Below are 17,164 nucleotides of genomic sequence, written 5' to 3'. Positions count from 1 at the left end.
TTGCCAACATGTATGGACTGAGAACGCTTTTGTAATCGGGAAAAAGCTCTTTACTCTGATTCAGCGTCAATCCCACAATTGGAATAATGCTCTACCTCAGTTTCATCAAGGCTTACTTGCCAATTCCATGTTGAGAAACTAGAGTTATAATCTAATTTCATTAGATATAGAAGCCAAAGTATGAGTAACAGACTATTATATTATTGTAATTTCATCTATACTCCACATTCCCTTCATATGGACTCCACTTCGAGATGATATTATTTTTTTTTGTAATTGATATCCTTTTTTTTGTGGTAATTTTATATAAATTTTCAAATATGAAAGTGAAAGTTTTCACAATATTATCATAGCAAATAACGTTACTTGGCTGTAGCTGTATCACAATAATTGATATTAAAGGAGGTAGTAATTATGTCTTAGATTCTCGAGAAACGAGTGTTTTATCAGCAGATATTGATAAGCTAAAAAAAATTCTCCCTAAAGGTAAGTTGCTCGGATTAACCTTCGAAACTGAACAAAATAAATATTTTTATGACACAGAAACAGGCAAAGTTTTGATCTGTAATGAAGTTAGCCATATTAGTTTTGGATGAACCATCCGCCTCGTTAGATCCAAAATCTGAATATGAAATGTTTCAACAACTTAGAGAGGTAATTCCCAATAAAACAACTATTTTGATTACACACAGATTTTCCAATGTTAGTATTGCGGATGAGATTTTAGTTTTAAGTGGTGGGCAGCTCGTTGAGAAAGCATCACATAGATCACTTATGGAGAAAAATGGAGTTTACTGCGATTTGTATAATATGCAAGTGAACGCTTACGAGACAGAGTGGAAAAACAGTTCCTCTGCTGTGGCACAGTAAAGCTGCTAAACTTTGAAAAAAACGAATCAAGGAGCTGTTTCATATACATTTCATATTAACCAGTTAAAATAAACTTCAGATAGGGATGAGGAGGTAGCGGGGGATTGTCAACGATACTGGTTGTAGAGGATGATCGGGAAACGAATGAGGCTATTGCCGAATATTTGAAAGTTGCGGGACATCGGGTTATTTCCGCTTATGATGGGGAGGAAGCTTTGCGCCGTTTTAGAGATCATAGTATCCACCTCATTATTTTGGATATTATGTTGCCCAAAATTTCAGGACTGTCGGTTCTTTTGCAGGTGAGGGAAACCAGTGCTGTGCCCGTTCTGATGTTATCGGCCATTAGTGATGAATACACACAAATTATCAGTTTTGATATCCAAGCCGACGATTATATAACCAAGCCATTTTCGATGGTGCTGCTGGACAAGCGGGTAACGGCGTTACTCCGCAGAGGTGACAAACCGCAAAACGTGAACTTCATGACATTCGGAGATGTCAAGGTGGATTTTTCCGGGTATACGGCTAGCGACGCAGGCGGCAGAATTGATATTACCCCCAAAGAAATTGAACTGTTGAAACTGTTGGTGGAACATCAGGGGCTTGTGTTGACCAGAACCCAAATCCTTGACGATTTATGGGGGGAAGAATGTACCATTAATGACAGAACCATTGACACCTATATTAAGAACCTTCGCAAAAAACTTAGGCTGGAATCGATTGTAACTGTGAAGGGTGTCGGTTATAAGTTTGAGGCTCGCCCATGAAACGGTTGAAAATTTTCCCGAAAACTTTTTTGTATACGCTTGGCTTGATGGTATTCATGAATGTGATGGCCCATACTTTATTTTACCTTCTAACGCCTCCCGTAAGCTTTACTGCTAAAGAATATACCAATGATCCCGTATTGACGGCAGTTACATTAAACCTCTCCGATTATATCGCCGGCATTATTCGTTCCGTACTTCCTATTTCGATGTTGATTTGTTTTATAGTTTCCGTGCTCTGCTCCCTGCTTTTTTCCAGAGCGATGACTCGGCCGATTCGGCGGATTTCGGCTGAAACGGCGCAGATGGAAACCTTGGATAGAAACGCTCGGTGTATCGTTCAGTCCGATGATGAAATCGGCGCCTTAGCGAACAACGTGAACCGGTTATATCACAGCCTTCTAAAAACCATCGAAAATTTGGAAATCGAGAAAATCAAGGTGAGTGAATCCGAAAAATCAAAAGTGGATTTTCTGAGAATGGCATCGCACGAACTGAAAACGCCAGTAACCGCGCTGAATGCGATGCTGGAGAATATGATGCTTGGCGTAGGCAAATACAAGGATCATGAAGTCTATTTACCGAAATGCAAGCGAATGATGGAACAACTGGCCGAGATGATCAAAAATGTTCTTGATACCTCAAACTTGAGTGTTTTGGTACGGGATGAAGCAACAGCGGACATTTATCTTCCGGCGTTCTTAACCGAATTATGCGAGCCTTTTCAAATCATAGCCAAGGCTAAAGGGATTCGGTTTGAGCTGGACGTTACGGAGGGGGTGACTGTCCATTTACCTCCAGAGCTTTTTGGCAAAGCGCTAAACAATCTCGTTTCCAATGCGGTCTCTTATACCCAAAGGGGACATTCAGTAATGGTGTATTGTGATGCCGACCACTTGGTCATTGAAAATGAGTGCGACCCCATCCCGGAAGAGCATCTGAAAGAATTATTTAAACCGTTTTACCGGCCGGAATATGAAAGAGGGAGAGATACGGGAGGCAACGGGCTGGGTTTATATATTGTCGATTCCATTCTAAACGCCTTACGGATTAGCTATACGTTCACTCCAACACCATCGAAAAAAGGGATGGCCTTTAGCCTTCAAATAAAAAAGTAAATTCACCGCCCGGATGATTACGGCGGTTTTTTTATGACTACATCCGTGCTCCACATACATTCTAAATGGCTTCCATTTCAAGGTGTTAAACTGGTTCTCGTCATCACAATCCTTGAAAGGGAGGCTTTGTTCATCATGAGTTTTATGCACCGGGCAGTAATGTACGTAACTCGAAAAAAAGGAAAGAGTATTCTATTGTTTTTGGTTTTATTCGTGATCGCGACTTTTGTTTTGACGGGAATATCCATTAAAGACGCTTCTCAAGCGGCAAGCACCGACCTTAGAGAATCGCTGGGGGGGAGATTTACCATCTACATAGATATGAGTAAAGATAACCCTTATGTAGTTACGGAAAGAACGGAACCCAGTGACGGCGGAAAACTAAGTATAAATTCATACAGTACGGGTCCGCTGATTTCAGTTGAAACGCTGGAGTCCGTCAAATCGGTGGGTGGAATAAAGAACTACTATGCCTCCGAAATGTGGCAGCCTCATGCCGAGAACTTTAATTTATTGAGAGGCAAACTTCCTATTAAGGACGGCTATGAAAATATGGTTAACGCCATAGCGGTGTCAGGAACAGAGGCCAGCGATTTTTTTACAGCACGATCCATTCAGCTGTCCGAGGGGCGCCACATTCTACCGAAGGATCGTCATGTTGCCGTGATCAGTCGCGCATTAGCCGAGGAAAACAAATTGAAGGTCGGGGATAGCTTAAAACTGGGGATCATGGATAGCGTTGCAAACCAACTGGGGGTCAATCCGCGCAACAAGATTGAACTCAAGATTGTCGGGTTATTTCAACCAACGGGTGAGGACCAAATAACCGAGATGACTTCTGCCTATAACATGATCGAAAACCGTGTGTTCACGGATATTTATTCGCAGGCGGAACTGTTTAATAGCGATAAGGAGCCAGGGTTTTCGGAGGCTATGTTTTTTGTGCAAGACCCTGATCAATTAAATTTCATAGTGGAAAAAGTTGAAGCACTTCCAAGCATGGACTGGAAACAATTTAATGTCAGTGTGGATAACGAGACATACAGCCAGGCGGCTGCACCATTAAACAGCCTGTCTCGTCTGGTTAAGATATTGCTGATTATTATGATGGCGGTTAGCGTTGCCATTCTTTCTCTGCTCTTAACGCTATGGATGAGAAACAGAGTGTATGAAACAGGTGTTTTCCTGGCTTTAGGAATCCATAAGTTCAAAATATTGGGTCAGTATGTGACGGAAGTTCTGCTCATCGCAATAGTTGCGTTTGGATTCTCCTATTTTTCGGGAAATGCTATTGCGGAGAACGTAGGGAACGCGCTGCTGCAGCAACAGCTTTCCCGGGGAGAACCAAGTGAACAGACTGGCACCGTGGCGGTGTCGTCAGTTGTGGTTGATGAGCCGATAGCCGGCACGGAAGCCTTAGATAGTATCGAAGTAAAGGTAACCTCAAGGAGTTTTGTCCAGCTATACTTGATCGGAACCTTGATTATTGTAATCGCCGTAGGGATGTCATCCGTTTCGGTCATGAGGCTGAATCCCAAAGAAATTCTTTCCAAAATGAGCTAAGAAGGGTGGTAAAGAGGCGATGTATTTTGAGGCACTCCATGTATCCTACTCCTACGACAAGCAAAAATTGCTTTTTAGTGGGGTTGATATGAGCATGGAAACAGGGAAAATGTATGCCATAGTTGGCCCATCCGGTTCAGGTAAAACAACCTTGCTCTCGATCCTGGGGGGACTGGATTCCCCGATACAAGGTAAAGTTCTGTTTAATGGTGAGGATATAGCGCAAAAAGGATTGGAATACCATCGGAGGCATCACGTAGCGTTGGTTTTTCAAAACTATAATCTTATCGATTATATGAATCCCGTGGAAAATATCAAGATGATCACACACAAGAATCCACTGGATATTTTGAAAAGATTGGGCCTTACGGACGAGGAGGCAAAACGAAATATTCTACAACTTTCCGGAGGCCAGCAGCAACGGGTAGCGATTGCCCGTGCCTTGGCATCGGATGCTCCCGTGTTGCTCGCGGATGAGCCGACCGGAAACCTGGATGAAGATAACGCGGCGGAGATCACGGAAATTCTGAGAGAAAGCGCACATGAATTTCAAAAATGTGTTGTCGTCGTCACCCACTCTAATGAAGTCGCGAAAAAAGCGGACTACATATACCGAATTAAGCGCGGCAAAGTGCAAGGTATGGAAGCGTAGCATGCTAATTGACGCGGTTTGCGGATGATTGGGGGAGTGGGTGAGATGTATGGAAAAAAGTTCAACAGGGGCTTGGTGGTCATCATTCCGAGGAAATAAAAGTGACTCTCGGGAAGAAGTCCCGCTAATAACGAGGATATAAGCCGTAGGTCGCTGAATCGCCCAAATTAGCGAGAGAAATTCACGTTAGTTGTGTAAGGCGCCAGGGAGCCATTGGCGAGGCGGCGCCCGGAAACTGAATTTTAGCATAAATCGGCGCGATTCGTACATGTTAAAATCAAGTGTAGGCAAAAACCTCATAGGGGGAGATCCTTGTGGCAAACATTGTTTTTATTTCACCGGGTAAATACATTCAAGGTCAAGGCGCCTTGCAGGAACTGGGCAAACACATCAAAGAACTGGGACGCAAACCGCTCATCATGGCCGACGAGGTAGTATGGAACATTACGGAGGAGCGGATCAAACAAAGTTTGTTCGCGGAGCGGTTGGACTTTCATTTTGTTTTGTTCAACGGGGAGGCCTCTTCAAATGAAGTCAACCGCATTGCCCAGGAAGGGAAGGCGCAATCCGTGGATTTCGTCATTGGCGTCGGCGGAGGCAAAACGTTGGATACGGCCAAGGCGGTTTCGGATGAATTGAAGTCCAAGGTGGTGATCGTCCCGACTACCGCGTCGACCGACGCGCCCACCAGCGCTTTGTCCGTGATTTATAGTGATGAAGGGGTCTTTGAAGCCTACCGTTTCTACCATAAAAATCCAGACCTGGTACTGGTGGATACCGCGATTGTAGCCAAAGCGCCGGCCCGCCTGTTCGCTTCGGGAATCGCCGATGCGATGGCGACATGGATCGAAGTGCGTGCGACAGTCAAAAGCAACGGTGCCGCGATGTCCGGCGGCAAACCGAGCATTGCCGCCCAAGCCATTGCCAAGGCTTGTGAAGAAACGCTGTTCAAGTACGGGATCCCCGCCTATCAAGCCGTGCAAAAAGGACTGGTCACCCGGCATGTAGAGGCGGTGGTCGAAGCCAACACCCTTCTATCGGGTCTCGGCTTCGAAAGCGGCGGCCTGGCGGCGGCGCACGCCATCCATAACGGATTTACGGTGTTGTCGGGGGACATCCACCACTTAACCCATGGAGAAAAAGTAGCCTATGGGACACTGGTGCAGTTGGTGCTTGAACTCCATCCGGAAGAAGAAATCCTCAAGTATATTAGCTTCTACCGAAAGCTTGGGCTTCCGACAACCTTGCGAGAGTTGCACCTGGAACAGGTTACTTTTGATGAATTGCTTAAGGTCGGCAAAGCCGCTACACAGCCTAATGAAACCATGGTGAATCTTTCGGGGGAAATCACAGCCGAGCAGGTTGCGTCCGCCATCCTGGCTGTGGATGTGCTAAGCGGACAGATTGCAAAGGCTTAAATCAAGCTTCTCTGAAAAAAAGCGGGAAGAAGACAATAAGCGAAAGTGCATGCTGGATGTGCGCTCTCGCTTTTTTGCATGATCGGATGTAACATTTCGGCAAATCATCTCTAATACTATAGCGAAAACATGATATAAACACATAAAATCAACATAAGACCACATAGTATTTAACAATATTTGGATGTACCATCATATTGGAAAAGCGCGAAATTTGTTGAATAAGTTGTTTTTTTGGTATCGTTGGCATAAGAGGAGGTGTTGCCATGCAAATATCCAGACAAGAGATACTTAAACGGCTAAATGCCCAAATCAAAGTCAACAGGCATATTATAGGTGTCGCTGCGGGCAGCGGCATGACGACCAAATACAGTGTTTTGGGCGGGGCGGACCTTATTCTGGCCCTCAGTGCCGGACGCTTTCGGCAGATGGGACGGGCGTCTCTGGGATGTTATCTTTGTTATTCCAACAGCAATGAAGTCGTAATGGATTTTGCCTCGCGCGAGTTGATGCCGCTCCTGCAGGATACTCCGATTTTATTTGGGCTGAACGCTACGGACCCCGGCATTTCCCTCCCGGAATACATTAGGCATATTAAAAAATCCGGCTTTGACGGAATCAACAACTGGCCCACGATCGGACTGATCGACGGGAAGTTTCGCGAGGCGCTGGAGGAGGAGGGGATCTCCTATCGTCAGGAAATCGAGGCGATCCGCCTTGCCCATGAGCAAGGGCTGTTTACCTTGGCCTTCGTCTTTGATGCCTGGCAGGCGGAGCAGATGCTGAAGGCCGGGGCGGATATTATCTGCGCCCATTTGGGGCTGACGACCGGCGGCGTCTTGGGCGCGAAGAAAGTGCAGTCGTTGGAAAGAGGGCGAGGGGATGCCCAGCGGATTTTCGATACGTGCCATCGGATTCGTCCGGAGGCGATAAAGATGGTCTACGGCGGCCCGATCAAATCCTCCATCGATGCCCGCTACTTTTACGACAATTCCGCCTGCCAAGGCTTTGTAGGCGGCTCTTCCTTCGAACGGATTCCGGCGGAAAAGGCGATTTTGAACACCACCAAATCCTTTAAAATTTCCCAAAGCGACGAGGAAGAGAACAGCCTGATCAAGGTGTTGAACGGACAGGCCCAGGACTATGACTATGTGGAGTTTATCAAAGAGCATATCATCCATCACTATAATGAGCCTATCTTCCTCAGCGAGCTGGCCTTGGCGGCCCATGTCACGCCTTCCTATCTGAGCGCCAAGTTCAAACGGATTGTCGGCTGCAGTTTTACGGAATATTTGATCCGTTTCCGGATGAACAAGGCGGGGGACTTCCTGAGGGAGACCGACATGCCCGTCGGAAAGGTGGCGGAGCTGGTGGGCTATGGCGATTATTTTCAATTCACCAAAATATTCAAGAAATATAAAGGCATGACGCCCACAGGTTATCGAAAAAGCAACACCCCGAAATAAACGGACGGCGAAGCGAAATCCAACATAAGCACAAAAACGGCTTATTTCAAGCAATATTAAAATTTCCGCCGAGCCGTACAATTAAATTATCAGTTTTGAAAGCCGTTACAGTTTCAACGGCGGACAGAAACAGATCATTTCAGGAGGTGTTGTTCATCCATGAAAACTGTAGCCATCGTGGGGACGTTCGACAGCAAGGGAAGGGAATTCCTTTACTTGAAGGAGCTGTTTACGGAAATCGGCCTTAATACCTTGACCCTGCACACGGGAACCTTTGAACCCGCCTTTGTTCCCGATGTGTCCAACGAAGAAATTGCCGCCGAGGCGGGCGAAAATCTTCGGGAACTGGTAGCCCGCAAAGACCGGGCGTGTGCCACAGCAGCTATGGCCAAGGGAACCGAAAAAATCGTTCTCCGCCTTTATCAGGAAGGCAAGTTCCAAGGCATCATCTCTTTGGGCGGCTCAGGAGGCACCTCGATTATTACGCCGGCCATGCGGGCTCTTCCCATCGGCGTCCCGAAAATCGTGGTATCCACCATGGCTTCCGGGAATACCGAACAGTATGTGGGCACCAGCGACGTGATTTTGATGCCTTCGATCGTCGATGTGGCCGGACTTAATTCCATTTCTACCAGGATTTTCAGCAATGCGGTCTTTGCCATGGCGGGCATGCTGGAGCATGAAATTACGAAGGTGGAGAAAAAGCCATTGGTTGCCGCAACCATGTTTGGGGTAACGACCCCTTGCATAGAAACCGCGAAGGCCTATTTGGAGGAGCGGGGCTATGAAGTGCTGGTCTTTCATGCAACCGGGACCGGTGGCCGCACGATGGAGGATCTGGTACGCAGCGGTTATTTCCAAGGTGTGCTGGATTTGACCACGACCGAATGGTGCGACGAGCTGTTCGGCGGCGTGCTGAATGCCGGGCCGAATCGCTGCGAAGCCGCCGGTCTGTGCGGCGTCCCGCAGGTGGTTTCCGTGGGGGCTTGCGATATGGTTAACTTCGGTCCGATCGATACCGTGCCTGAGTGCTACAAGCACCGCAACCTTTACCGGCATAATCCGACGGTTACCCTGATGCGCACCACAGTGGAGGAGAACCAAGCCGTTGGCGAGAAATTGGCGGAGAAGCTGAACCTGGCCAAGGGTGAAAGCGTTTTAGTGTTGCCGTTGAAGGGCGTCTCCATGATTGACGCCGAGGGTCAGCCTTTCTATGGCCCTGAGGAGAACAAAGCTTTGTTCGATGCTTTAAGAACCAACTTAAATCGCAGCAAGGTGGAGCTTTGCGAATGGGATGCGCATATCAACGATGATTCCTTTGCGCTTGCCGCCGCCAAAAAACTCATCGCCATGATGGAGAGCAAAATATAATCATTCACAGAAAAAAGGAGAAATCAAACATGAATACGATGACCCGAAACGAAATCCTGGCCAAATTCAAAGCGGAAGTTGCAGGCGGAAAAATCCTTCTAGGCGTAGGCGCCGGCACCGGCATTACCGCCAAGAGCAGCGAAGCGGGCGGCGCGGATATGCTGATTATTTACAACTCCGGCCGTTACCGTATGGCCGGCAGAGGTTCTTTGGCCGGGCTTCTCGCCTATGGCGATGCCAATGCGATCGTGGTCGAAATGGCTTCCGAGGTGCTGCCCGTCGTAAACGACATTCCGGTGCTGGCCGGCGTTTGCGGTACCGATCCGTTCCGCGTCATGGACATTTACTTAAAGCAATTGAAGGATATGGGCTTTAACGGTGTGCAAAACTTCCCGACGGTGGGACTCATCGACGGGGTGTTCCGGCAGAACCTGGAGGAAACCGGCATGGGTTATGACCTGGAGGTGGAAATGATCCGAAAGGCGCACCAGTTGGACCTGCTGACCTGCCCTTATGTCTTTGATTCGGAACAGGCCAAAGCGATGGCGGAAGCCGGTGCGGATATTTTGGTGGCTCATATGGGACTTACCACGAAGGGTACGATCGGTGCGAAGACAGCGCTCACCCTGGATGATTGTGTCGTGAAAATTAAGGATATCATTGCCGCGGGGCGTGCCGTTCGTCCGGACATCATGGTCATTTGCCACGGCGGCCCGATCGCTGAACCGGCGGATGCCGCTTATATCATGCAGAATATCCCGGACATCGACGGCTTCTTCGGAGCCTCCAGCATCGAGCGTTTTGCGGCGGAGAAGGGCATCCGGGAGCAATCGGCCGCGTTCAAGGCTATCTCGAAATAAGGAAAAAAGTGTAGGAGTCCGGACTACAAAAATAAGGAGCTTCCCAATCACCGTCAAGGGGATCGGGAAGCCTACTCCGTTCACTTAACTATTTTTTAGGCTGTTTTCGTGGAAATTGTTGCTATTTGATATATGTGAAGTGCGCAGAGACAATTTATGGAGCAACTAATTCGACCTTTATTCGGTCGGGGTCTTCGAAAAACAGAGCATAATAGTTCTCTCCGCCCGCGAAAGGATGCTTGTCTTGGTAAAGCACGTTCATTCCCTTGGAACGAACCTTTACAGTCAACTCATCCACTTGTTCTCTCGAAATCGCATGGAATGCCAAATGGTTCAGTCCTACCCGACAACGATTGTATGGCACGTCTAAGTGTTTTTCTTTTGCTTGAACAAACACAAGGTAGGTGTCTCCTAATTTCCAACTACGACCTTCTTCCCATTGCTGATATGGCGTATAACCAAGCTCTGACAGAAACCACCCCCAGAACTCGGCCGAACGTTTAAGGTCTGATACGTAAATCTCGATATGATGTAGTAATCCCAAAGGATTCACCCCTTCATGTTGCTTTTTCAAGGTTTAAAGCTCAGGCTTGGGAGCATCACCGATTTTCTGCCCGATCCAGCTTTCGTAGATTTTCACGACAGACGATAAGTCCTCTTCGCCATAGCCCTGAGTTTGTCCGGCCTGGAACAGGCTCTTGGCTAGATTAAGCATCGGGGAAGGGATCGAAGCCCCGTCGGTAAGACTGGAGGCCAGCTTCAGATCCTTGAGCATGAGTGCGAGTGAAAATTGATTGGTGAAGTCATGCTCAATAATCTTGCGGCCCTTTAGGTCGGCAGCCTTGCTGCCCGCTGAACCGAGCTGTACAAGCTCCAGGAACCGTTCCGCAGGGAGACCAGACTTGGCGGCGATGGAGAAGCCTTCGGCCAGCGCCAGATTATTGATGCCTACGATGGTGTTATGAGCCAGCTTGGCGACAGCGCCGGTTCCGTTGTCACCCATATGGAGCACCTTCTTGCCCAGGCAATCAAAGATATCCATTTGGCCTTGAAGCACATCGCTGCGGCCGCCGACCATAAAGACCAGCGTTCCGTCGATGGCGGCAGGCGAGCTGCCGGTCACCGGCGCGTCCAGGAATGCACCGCCCAGTGCTTCAACCTTGGAGGCTGTCTCCCGAACCAAAGCTGGCGAGACGGTGCTGCAATCGATGACGGTGGCGCCTTGACGCAGACCGGCAAGCAGGCCTTCTTCGCCTTCATATACCGCTGCGATGGAAGAATCGTCACTGACCATCGTAATGACCGTGTCAGCTTGACTGGCAGCCTCGCACGGAGTGGGGGCGGCGCTTGCGCCAAGAGCGACCAATGGCTCGCATTTAGAGGCTGTCCGGTTGTATACGATCACTTCAAATGATTGCTTCAGCAGGTTTGCGGCCATAGGAGCTCCCATGGTTCCCAGACCGATAAATCCGATTTTTTTCATCGTTGTCACCCTCCTGGTGTGTGTTGAACAATACAGATTCATTTTAGCACGGACGTCTGCGGGGTGTACAATATGTCCTTGTTTTCGGGTATATTTTACAGTATCCTAATTACAAGTTGATACCTGGTTTGTCCGGCGGGATAGGCAGTGAGATCAAATAATTAGATGGAGGTAATTTTCACCATGTCTAAGAAAGTCACTTTTGATTACAGCACAGCGCTGCAATTTGTAGGGCAGCATGAAGTTGATAACCTGGAAGCACAAGTGCGTGCAGCTCATGAGCAGTTACATAAAGGCACTGGAGCAGGCTCGGATTTTCTGGGCTGGATCGATCTCCCGACAGCTTATGACAAAGAGGAGTTCGCCCGCATTCAAAAGGCGGCTTCCAAGATTCAAAGCGATTCGGAAGTGCTTATCGTGATCGGCATCGGCGGTTCGTACCTTGGAGCCCGTGCAGCTATCGAATCTCTCTCCCATTCGTTCTATAACACATTGCCGAAGGACAAGCGCAAGACTCCGGAAATTTACTTTGCCGGTAACAATATCAGCTCCACGTACGTCAATCACTTGCTTGACCTGATCGAAGGCAAGGACTTCTCGGTCAATGTCATCTCCAAATCAGGCACGACCACTGAGCCTGCAATTGCATTCCGTATTTTCCGTGCGGCTCTGGAGAAGAAGTATGGCAAGGAAGAAGCCCGCAAACGGATCTACGCTACTACGGACCGTGAGAAAGGGGCGCTCAAGAAGCTGGCTAACGAGGAAGGCTATGAAACCTTCGTTATTCCGGACGATGTGGGCGGACGTTATTCCGTACTGACTGCTGTAGGGCTCTTGCCGATTGCGACTGCCGGAATCAGCATCGAAGAAATGATGCAAGGGGCAGCCGATGCTGCCAAAGAATACAGCAATCCGAACCTGGCCGAGAATGCCAGCTACCAATATGCGGCAGTTCGTAATGCATTGTACCGCAAGGGCAAGGTAACTGAAATTCTCGTTAACTATGAGCCTTCCCTGCACTATGTTTCGGAATGGTGGAAGCAATTGTACGGCGAAAGCGAAGGCAAGGACTACAAGGGGATTTTCCCGGCGGCCGTTGACTTCTCCACAGATCTTCATTCGATGGGACAATTCATTCAAGAAGGCAACCGCAACATTTTCGAGACAGTTATTCAAGTTACCGAGGTGCCTAGCCATATCACGATTGAGGAAGATCCGGCAGACCTTGACGGACTGAACTTCCTTGCAGGCAAGACCCTGGACTTCGTGAACAAGAAGGCATTCCAAGGCACGCTTCTTGCACACACGGACGGTCAGGTTCCGAACCTGGTTGTGAATATTCCGGACTTGACTCCATATTCCTTCGGATATCTGGTATACTTCTTTGAAAAGGCCTGCGGTATCAGCGGCTATCTGATGGGCGTTAACCCGTTCGATCAGCCTGGAGTTGAAGCCTATAAGAAGAACATGTTCGCATTGCTCGGCAAACCGGGCTATGAGAAAGAAAAGGCGGAGCTGGAAGCTAGACTTTCCGAATAAGCAAGCTCCTTACAGGCAGGAATCACGCCGCCAGGAAGCAGTTCGCCGATACCCTTATCGGTCGGGCTGCTTCTTGGCACATTCATAAGGATGATGTCATATGCTGGAACGGTACAGAACGGTTCGCGGAGCCGGAGACAAAGAAATCGTCATAAAAAAGTCAAGGTTCATCGGTCATATCAAGCCGGTGCAGCATGACGAAGAGGCCGTCGCGTTTATTGAGGAGATCAAGAAGCGCCATTGGAATGCGACTCATAATTGCTCGGCTTATATGCTTGGCGAACGGGACGAGATCCAGAAGCAGTCCGATGATGGAGAGCCAAGCGGAACTGCGGGGAAGCCGATTCTTGAGGTGATCCGGAATCAGGGACTAAAGAATGTCGCCATCGTGGTCACCCGTTATTTTGGCGGTATTATGCTGGGAGCGGGCGGACTGATTCGGGCTTATACCGACGGGGCGGTCGCTGCGATTGAAGCGGGAGAAGCAATTACGCGCGTGCTTCACCGTGAGATTTTCGTAGAGCTGGATTATACCTGGCTGGGCAAGGTGGAAAATGAGCTGAGAAGCCGGGGAATTCGAACCGGAACTACGGCGTTTGCAGACAAGGTTACATTGTTGTGTTTGCCGCTAAATGCTGAGACGGAGACGTTTAGGAACTGGATGATTGATCTGACACAGGGGCAGGCCGTCTTGACGGAAGGTGACAAGGTTTACTTTATCGAAGGGGAATAAAGCCTATGGCAAGAAGAGCAGTAGAGCAGGAGTTGTCGAGGGAAAGAATTATGGACGCAGCGAGGCATCTGTTCATTACGAAGGGATACCGCGGCATTTCCATGCGGAGTATCGGTCAGCATTTGGGCTATAGTCATGGCTCACTCTATTATCACTTCAAGGAAAAGGCTGAATTGTTCTATGCGATTGTCGTTCAGGATTTTAATCATCTGGCGCGGATGTGCGAGCAGGTGACAAAGCGTCCTCCGATGGACGGCTTGACGCGTCTGGAGCAGCTGATGCTTGATTTCATTAAATTCGGGTTGGAGAATCCTTATCAGTATGAGATTATGTTCATGCTCCGGGATGAAGAAATCCTGTCCTATTGCAAGGTGGAACAGGCAAAGTGCTTTGACATGTTTGAGAAGATTGTGAGGGGCTTTCTAGCGGAAGAAAAATATCCTCTGGAGCAAAATTCTTCGCTTCCGCTCAGCATGTTTCTGGGCATACATGGCTTTATATCGTTTTATATTCAGGACCGTCTGACTTTTGAGGATATTCGTCCTGCTGCAATTGCTCATGTCAAGATGTTAAGTCAAAGCTCTTATCGTATGACGTCGTAAAGGCGTTTTTTTAGAAGTCCGCACTTTATCCGTTCACTCTTGCATAGCAGTAATTCATCAACACGCTAAATGATTAACGTATGAGAATGGGGCTGATTAGTCCCGGCAAAAAAGTGGGGCGAAAAACCGGGTTCCGGGTTTTCGCCCCACTTTTTTGTTTGGTATGTGTCACAGGAATGCAAGCAGCTTCTTCAAGAGGGCGCACCCGAACGCTGGCTAATCATCTACTCCGGCTATTCGTCTACGCCGGCTGCCCATCTAACGAATGTCTTTGAGGGACGTTTCTTCTTTTCTCCCCCTTATTGCGTGTATTTGTGATTACGATGTCAGTCAAATTTCTGTACATCGGGGGCGGGAATAATCTTGATCAGGCATTGACGGTGACGCGGGCCGTCAAATTCGCAAAAATAAATGCCTTGCCAGCGGCCGAGCAATAGCTTCCCATCTTGAATGATTACTGTTTGAGAGGTTCCGGTGGTAATTGCTTTTAGATGTGAGGCGGTGTTGCCCTCGGCATGTCTGTAGCCCGGATGCTTCCAGGGAAAGACTTCATCCAGGCGGAGCAGAACGTCATGCTTGACGTCGGGGTCTGCATTCTCATTGATGGCGATTCCTGCAGTGGTGTGGGGACTATATACAACAACCAGTCCGGACTTTACGCCGCTTTGTTGCACGAGTGAAATGACCTCTCTGGTAATGTCCCTCATTTCATCGCGTTTGGTGGTGGTCAACTCAATGGTATGTAGCATGCGGGTCCCTCCTATTCAGCTAAATTACTCTTTAGTTGTATTGTACCCGTTCAGAGGAGCGGTGCAATACGATAAAATTTATGCATTTTCAAATCACGTGCGGGATAAGGATTGACGTACCTTGGACGGTTTGGTAAAGTGTGTATAAGTTAATTCCAAGTATTTATATAAGAATAAGTTATATTGAGTATATATGATAGCGGAGAAGGGATGTGCTCGATCATGCATGTGGAGGTTCGTAATCTGGATAAGCATTTCGGCAATTTTCATGCGGTGAAGGATGTCAGCTTTGGGATTGAAAAGGGGCAACTGATCGGACTTCTTGGCCCAAGCGGAGGAGGCAAGACCTCCATCCTCCGTATGCTGGCTGGCCTGGAGCAGCCTGATTCCGGTGAAATCCTGTTCCATGGGGAGAGAGTGAATGCTCTGGCTCCGCAGGATCGGGGCATCGGCTTTGTATTCCAGAGTTACGCCTTGTTCAAGCACATGACCGTATTCGATAATATCGCCTTTGGTCTTCAAGTGAAGAAGCTGCCCAAGAACCGGATCCGGGAACGGGTGCTGGAGCTGGTTGAGCTAACGGGCCTTTCCGGCTTTGAAAAGCGCTACCCTCATCAGCTATCCGGCGGACAACGGCAGCGGGTTGCCTTTGCAAGAGCTTTGGCACCGGAGCCGCAATTGCTGCTGCTTGATGAGCCGTTTGCCGCTATCGACGCGAAGATCCGGCAGGAGCTGCGTTCCTGGCTGCGTGAACTGATCGAGCGAGTTGGCATCACCTCCATTTTCGTAACCCATGATCAGGATGAGGCTATTGAGGTGGCGGACGAGATTATGATTATTAATGAAGGAAGACTTGAGCAGAAGGGTTCTCCATGGGATATCTACAAGGCGCCTAATACGCCATTCGTGGCCTCCTTTGTAGGTCAATCGACTTTGATTCATCGAGCCGCTGATTTAAAAGGATTTGAGCAAGAAGCAGGAGACGGCAATACGAAGGCGCTTATCCGTCCGGAATATCTGGAGGTAGGCAGCGAGCATGAATTCACCTTGCTCTCGGCGACCTCTTCCGGGGTGGTGAAGCATACCCATTTCCGGGGAAGCGAGTGGTTGGTAGAAGTTGAGGTTGGCGGGCATGTCCTGACCACCTTCCGTTCGCTGGAGAAGGAGACATTAAAGGCGGGGCAGGAGGTCAGGGTTCTGGTACACCGGGCTTACCTGTTCAATGACGAGAAGAGCTGGATCGTAGAAAATCCGTTAAAGGGCGGCCCGATCACGGTGATGATCTAGAAGCGTGGTGAACAATGGAGAGCCATCATCTTGTCCACTTGTAATCCAGTCTTGCTTCAGACTTCACCCCCTCTTCTTGGCGAAAGGGCATAACCCTCTTCGCCGCCATAGCCGGCATCGGCGATGATGGTGCCCGGGAGCTGTCCTAACTGTGATTTTACTTGTTCAAGATGCGGGATGAGGCAGCGCGTATCGGTCGGTCGCTGGTGCAGACTGTAGCCGATAGGTGAATTGACGCTCAGTGCCGACCTGGACAGTATAGCCTGGCATTAGTTGACCGTTTCGCATGTGGTCTTCTTTCATTCGCATAAAGGCAGCGTCATGATCTGTTTTACTACGGCTGTTTCTCTTCCCTATTATCGCTGTCGGATATTTTAAACTCGCTAACGGACATTCTGGACTCTTAGCAGACTTGTTCTCAGGATTCGAAGGGTTAACGGACATTTCGGGCGCTTAGAACGCTCAAACGACTCCGGTTCACTTCAACCTACTCTCTTAGCAGCCAAAATGTCCGTTACAATTCTGGCTCCTCCAAAGGCGGATCGTAAGGAGACAAAATGTCCGTTGATATGAACGAAACCTGTCAAGCGCCTCTGTGACTCTCTCGTTTTTGACGCGCTTAAATAAGAGCCTGTCAAGCGCCTTTCTTGACAGGTGGCTCTTTCCGGCGATACTTTTTGAAT

16 protein-coding genes and 1 pseudogene are annotated in these 17,164 nt (G+C 48.6%); 13 read left to right on the top strand and 4 right to left on the bottom strand.

What is annotated here, in order from left to right; genetic code table 11:
• The first annotated feature begins 567 nt into the window (after positions 1–567).
• The 9 genes from KI362_RS09830 (at position 568) to KI362_RS09790 (ending at position 10,088) form a co-directional block, all read left to right on the top strand.
• Positions 568–870 carry a hypothetical protein gene (locus tag KI362_RS09830; protein WP_301626869.1) on the top strand — a complete coding sequence of 101 codons (303 nt, stop codon included), beginning with the start codon at positions 568–570 and terminating at the stop codon, positions 868–870.
• A 104-nt stretch (positions 871–974) separates the two neighbouring features.
• Positions 975–1,640 (top strand): response regulator transcription factor, encoded by a 666-nt coding sequence (locus KI362_RS09825; RefSeq protein ID WP_301626867.1) that lies wholly within the window; start codon positions 975–977, stop codon positions 1,638–1,640.
• Entirely contained in the window at positions 1,637–2,758 is a 1,122-nt protein-coding gene (locus KI362_RS09820) for a sensor histidine kinase (RefSeq protein WP_301626865.1), read from the top strand. Before KI362_RS09825 ends, KI362_RS09820 begins: the two co-directional genes overlap by 4 nt.
• Before the next feature lie 135 nt (positions 2,759–2,893).
• On the top strand, positions 2,894–4,321 hold the full coding sequence (locus KI362_RS09815; RefSeq protein ID WP_301626863.1) for an ABC transporter permease: 1,428 nt from the start codon (positions 2,894–2,896) through the stop codon (positions 4,319–4,321).
• A gap of 19 nt (positions 4,322–4,340) precedes the next feature.
• Positions 4,341–4,973 (top strand): ABC transporter ATP-binding protein, encoded by a 633-nt coding sequence (locus KI362_RS09810; protein WP_301626861.1) that lies wholly within the window; start codon positions 4,341–4,343, stop codon positions 4,971–4,973.
• A 314-nt stretch (positions 4,974–5,287) separates the two neighbouring features.
• Positions 5,288–6,391 carry a glycerol dehydrogenase gene (locus KI362_RS09805; RefSeq protein WP_301626860.1) on the top strand — a complete coding sequence of 368 codons (1,104 nt, stop codon included), beginning with the start codon at positions 5,288–5,290 and terminating at the stop codon, positions 6,389–6,391.
• 266 nt (positions 6,392–6,657) lie between these two features.
• Entirely contained in the window at positions 6,658–7,857 is a 1,200-nt protein-coding gene (locus tag KI362_RS09800; protein WP_301626858.1) for a phosphoenolpyruvate hydrolase family protein, read from the top strand.
• 159 nt (positions 7,858–8,016) lie between these two features.
• Positions 8,017–9,228, top strand: a complete 1,212-nt coding sequence (locus tag KI362_RS09795) for a Tm-1-like ATP-binding domain-containing protein (RefSeq protein ID WP_301626856.1) — start codon at positions 8,017–8,019, stop codon at positions 9,226–9,228.
• 29 nt (positions 9,229–9,257) lie between these two features.
• Entirely contained in the window at positions 9,258–10,088 is an 831-nt protein-coding gene (locus KI362_RS09790; RefSeq protein WP_301626855.1) for a phosphoenolpyruvate hydrolase family protein, read from the top strand.
• A gap of 154 nt (positions 10,089–10,242) precedes the next feature.
• Here the strand turns inward: KI362_RS09790 and KI362_RS09785 are convergent, their stop codons facing one another.
• Both KI362_RS09785 and KI362_RS09780 read right to left on the bottom strand, forming a co-directional pair.
• Positions 10,243–10,662, bottom strand: coding sequence for a VOC family protein (locus tag KI362_RS09785; protein WP_301626854.1), 420 nt, complete (start codon positions 10,660–10,662; stop codon positions 10,243–10,245).
• Positions 10,663–10,665: 3 nt separating this feature from the next.
• On the bottom strand, positions 10,666–11,571 hold the full coding sequence (locus tag KI362_RS09780) for an NAD(P)-dependent oxidoreductase (RefSeq protein ID WP_301626852.1): 906 nt from the start codon (positions 11,569–11,571) through the stop codon (positions 10,666–10,668).
• Between the two features lie 183 nt (positions 11,572–11,754).
• Here KI362_RS09780 and KI362_RS09775 point away from each other — a divergent pair, with 183 nt between their 5' ends.
• From KI362_RS09775 to KI362_RS09765, 3 genes are all read left to right on the top strand, one after another.
• Positions 11,755–13,110 (top strand): glucose-6-phosphate isomerase, encoded by a 1,356-nt coding sequence (locus tag KI362_RS09775; RefSeq protein ID WP_301626850.1) that lies wholly within the window; start codon positions 11,755–11,757, stop codon positions 13,108–13,110.
• Positions 13,111–13,210: 100 nt separating this feature from the next.
• Positions 13,211–13,843 carry a YigZ family protein gene (locus KI362_RS09770; protein WP_301626848.1) on the top strand — a complete coding sequence of 211 codons (633 nt, stop codon included), beginning with the start codon at positions 13,211–13,213 and terminating at the stop codon, positions 13,841–13,843.
• A 5-nt stretch (positions 13,844–13,848) separates the two neighbouring features.
• Positions 13,849–14,445 carry a TetR/AcrR family transcriptional regulator gene (locus tag KI362_RS09765; protein ID WP_301626846.1) on the top strand — a complete coding sequence of 199 codons (597 nt, stop codon included), beginning with the start codon at positions 13,849–13,851 and terminating at the stop codon, positions 14,443–14,445.
• 326 nt (positions 14,446–14,771) lie between these two features.
• Here the strand turns inward: KI362_RS09765 and KI362_RS09760 are convergent, their stop codons facing one another.
• On the bottom strand, positions 14,772–15,194 hold the full coding sequence (locus KI362_RS09760; RefSeq protein ID WP_301626844.1) for a secondary thiamine-phosphate synthase enzyme YjbQ: 423 nt from the start codon (positions 15,192–15,194) through the stop codon (positions 14,772–14,774).
• A gap of 222 nt (positions 15,195–15,416) precedes the next feature.
• Here KI362_RS09760 and KI362_RS09755 point away from each other — a divergent pair, with 222 nt between their 5' ends.
• Positions 15,417–16,481, top strand: a complete 1,065-nt coding sequence (locus KI362_RS09755; protein ID WP_301627258.1) for a sulfate/molybdate ABC transporter ATP-binding protein — start codon at positions 15,417–15,419, stop codon at positions 16,479–16,481.
• Positions 16,482–16,570: 89 nt separating this feature from the next.
• Here the strand turns inward: KI362_RS09755 and KI362_RS09750 are convergent.
• Positions 16,571–16,844 (bottom strand): annotated as a pseudogene (locus KI362_RS09750) (IS1182 family transposase); the annotation flags it as partial.
• Positions 16,845–17,164 lie beyond the last annotated feature (320 nt).

Source organism: Paenibacillus apis (genome assembly GCF_018333295.1).
GTDB classification, from domain to species: domain Bacteria; phylum Bacillota; class Bacilli; order Paenibacillales; family Paenibacillaceae; genus Fontibacillus; species Fontibacillus antibioticophila.
The sequence above is the reverse complement of the archived record's forward strand: the minus strand, read 5'-3'. Positions and strand labels throughout refer to the sequence as shown.

Coding starts and splice junctions, on each gene's coding strand:
- KI362_RS09760 (WP_301626844.1), bottom strand. CDS start 15,194: ATGCTACATACCATTGAGTTGACCACCACCAAACGCGATGAAATGAGG.
- KI362_RS09815 (WP_301626863.1), top strand. CDS start 2,894: ATGAGTTTTATGCACCGGGCAGTAATGTACGTAACTCGAAAAAAAGGA.
- KI362_RS09755 (WP_301627258.1), top strand. CDS start 15,417: ATGCATGTGGAGGTTCGTAATCTGGATAAGCATTTCGGCAATTTTCAT.
- KI362_RS09795 (WP_301626856.1), top strand. CDS start 8,017: ATGAAAACTGTAGCCATCGTGGGGACGTTCGACAGCAAGGGAAGGGAA.
- KI362_RS09770 (WP_301626848.1), top strand. CDS start 13,211: ATGCTGGAACGGTACAGAACGGTTCGCGGAGCCGGAGACAAAGAAATC.
- KI362_RS09780 (WP_301626852.1), bottom strand. CDS start 11,571: ATGAAAAAAATCGGATTTATCGGTCTGGGAACCATGGGAGCTCCTATG.
- KI362_RS09820 (WP_301626865.1), top strand. CDS start 1,637: ATGAAACGGTTGAAAATTTTCCCGAAAACTTTTTTGTATACGCTTGGC.
- KI362_RS09810 (WP_301626861.1), top strand. CDS start 4,341: ATGTATTTTGAGGCACTCCATGTATCCTACTCCTACGACAAGCAAAAA.
- KI362_RS09765 (WP_301626846.1), top strand. CDS start 13,849: ATGGCAAGAAGAGCAGTAGAGCAGGAGTTGTCGAGGGAAAGAATTATG.
- KI362_RS09775 (WP_301626850.1), top strand. CDS start 11,755: ATGTCTAAGAAAGTCACTTTTGATTACAGCACAGCGCTGCAATTTGTA.
- KI362_RS09830 (WP_301626869.1), top strand. CDS start 568: ATGAAGTTAGCCATATTAGTTTTGGATGAACCATCCGCCTCGTTAGAT.
- KI362_RS09790 (WP_301626855.1), top strand. CDS start 9,258: ATGAATACGATGACCCGAAACGAAATCCTGGCCAAATTCAAAGCGGAA.
- KI362_RS09800 (WP_301626858.1), top strand. CDS start 6,658: ATGCAAATATCCAGACAAGAGATACTTAAACGGCTAAATGCCCAAATC.